Raw genomic sequence first — 2,452 nt, 5'->3', positions numbered from 1 at the left:
TCATCGGCGGGGTCCGCTTCCCCGCCATCGGCGAACTGCCCTACCTGCTCACCCTCGCAGGCCACGGCTTCTACTGGTTCCGGCTCCGCAAGGACCTCCCGCAGGCCACCAAGGTGAACCTGGTCGTGGCCCGTTGACTCATGGCGGCTGTTCGGCCGCCCCGGACGGAAAGGACGCGACGCCATGACCAAGACCGAGAGCGCAACACTCCGCCCGGGCAGCCTCGACCCCGCCTGGCTGCTGCCCTCGCTGTCCGGACTGCTGCGCACCTGGCTGCCCAGGCAGCGCTGGTTCGCGGGCAAGGGGCGCCCCGTCACGGACCTGGTGCTGCTCTCGGTGACCGAACTGCGCCCCGACTGTCTGCACCTCCTGGTCCGCGCCGAGTATCCCGAGCTGTCGACGAGGGGCACATCGCGCGCGACCCCGGTCCGCGACTGCTACCAACTGATCCTCGGATTCGGTGAGTTCCTCATGCCCCGGCACCACACAGCCGTGCTCGGACGTGTCCGCGAGGGCCCCCTGACGGGGCTGCTGGTGTACGACGCGCTGCACGACCCGCGTTCGGCATCCCTGCTGCTGGATCGGCTGCGCACCCCGGGCACCACGGGCGCCCTGCGCTTCGAACGCGACAGCGGGGTGACGATCCCCGCCGGCCTCCCCCCGCGCCTTCTCGAAGCCGAGCAGTCCAACTCCTCCCTGGTGTACGGGGACGCGTACATCCTGAAGCTGTTCCGCCGTGTGCGGCCCGGCATCAACCCGGACCTGGAGGTGCCCTGGGCGCTGGCCCGGCAGGGCTGCACCCGCGTCCTCGCCCCGGTGGCCTGGTTCCGTACGTCCAGTCCGTGGGCGGCGACCCTCGGTGTACTTCAGCCGTTTCTCTGCGGCGCCGACGACGGTTGGACGCAGGCGCTGGCCGCGCTCGCGGCCGGGCGGGAGTTCACCGAGGAGGCCCATGAGATGGGGCAGGCCACGGCCGAGGTGCACCTCGCCCTCGCCGCCGCGTTCCCCGTCGAGTCCCAGGGACCGCCCCGCAGCGAGCGGCTCGCCGCCGGGATGCAGGAACGGCTGCGGGACACCCTCCACGCCGTACCGGAACTGCTGCCGTACGCGGCCGGGCTGCGGTCCGCGTTCACCGAGGCGGCGGCCCTCGACTCGCCCCGGCCCGCGCAGCGGATCCACGGCGATCTGCATCTGGGCCAGGTGCTGCGCGCCGAACGGCAGTGGCATGTGATCGACTTCGAGGGCGAACCGGCCCGTCCGCTGCCCGAACGGCGCCGGGTCCAGTCCCCGGTGCGTGATGTGGCGGGCATGCTCCGCTCCTTCGACTACGCCGCCCACGCCCGCAGGCCCTGGCGTCCCGAGTGGGCGCTGCGGTGCCGGGAGGCCTACTGCGCGGGCTACGCCGCCGTGGCCGGCTGGGACCCCCGCTCGGAACCGGAACTGCTGCGGGCCTACGAGACGGACCGCGCCGTGTACGAGGTGCTGTACGAGGCCCGGCACCGGCCCGACTGGCTGCCCGTGCCGATGGCGGCGATCGCGCGCCTCGCCCACCGCCCCGGCCTGAGGAGGCTGATACCGTGACCGCCCCCAGCACATCCCCACCGCCCCTGTGCTCACCGCAGTTGGGGAGACCGGGTGCCGCGCCCGCGGAGTCCGGCGAGCGACAGCGGCTGCTGGCGGGCGAGCACCACGATCCGCACGCGGTGCTCGGCGCCCACCCGGTGCCCGGCGGGGTCGCCCTCCGCGTCCTGCGGCCGGGCGCGCTCTCGGTGACCGTCCTCCTCGACAGCCTCTGGGCGGAACTGCACGACGACGGCGACGGGTTCTTCTCGGCGCTGCTGCCCCTGCGGAACGTCCCCGAGTACCGGCTTCTCGTGGCCTACGAGGACTCCGTGCTGGAGACCGACGACCCCTACCGTTTCCTGCCCGCGCTCGGCGAGCTCGACCTGCACCTGATCGGGGAGGGACGCCACGAGCAGCTCTGGCGGGCGCTCGGCGCCCATCCGATGACCCATGCGGGTGCCGGCGGCACCCGTTTCACGGTGTGGGCACCCAATGCGCGGGGGGTGAGGGTCTGCGGGGACTTCTGCCACTGGGACGGCACGGCCCATCCGATGCGCTCGCTCGGCTCGTCCGGGGTGTGGGAGCTGTTCGTGCCCGGCATCGACCCGGGGACGCTGTACAAGTTCGACATCACGCGCCCCGACGGCACCCACACCGTTCGCGCGGACCCCATGGCCCGCCGCACGGAGGTGCCGCCCGCGACCGCGTCGGTCGTCACCGCGTCCGAGTCCGGGTATGTGTGGCACGACGAGGAGTGGCTCGCGCATCGCGGGGACATCCCGGTGCATGAGGCACCGTTCTCGGTGTACGAGGTGCATCTGCCGTCCTGGCGGCCCGGTCTGACGTATCGCCAACTGGCCGAGCGGCTGCCCGGGTACGTGAAGGATCT

The 2,452-nt window shown here is 72.8% G+C and carries 1 protein-coding gene and 1 pseudogene; both read left to right on the top strand.

The window, feature by feature from the left end:
* Window positions 1–183: 183 nt before the first annotated feature.
* Window positions 184–1,581: a maltokinase gene (locus ACFYX0_RS47430; RefSeq protein ID WP_388981973.1), complete on the top strand. Its 1,398-nt coding sequence runs from the start codon at window positions 184–186 to the stop codon at window positions 1,579–1,581.
* 41 nt (window positions 1,582–1,622) lie between these two features.
* Window positions 1,623–2,452: pseudogene (locus ACFYX0_RS47425) on the top strand (1,4-alpha-glucan branching enzyme); the annotation flags it as partial.

The sequence above is a fragment of the Streptomyces sp. NPDC002573 genome, from assembly GCF_042889625.1.
Lineage (GTDB): Bacteria > Actinomycetota > Actinomycetes > Streptomycetales > Streptomycetaceae > Streptomyces > Streptomyces gibsoniae.
Note: the sequence above shows the minus strand (reverse complement) of the source record. Positions and strands in the feature narration are given on the sequence as shown.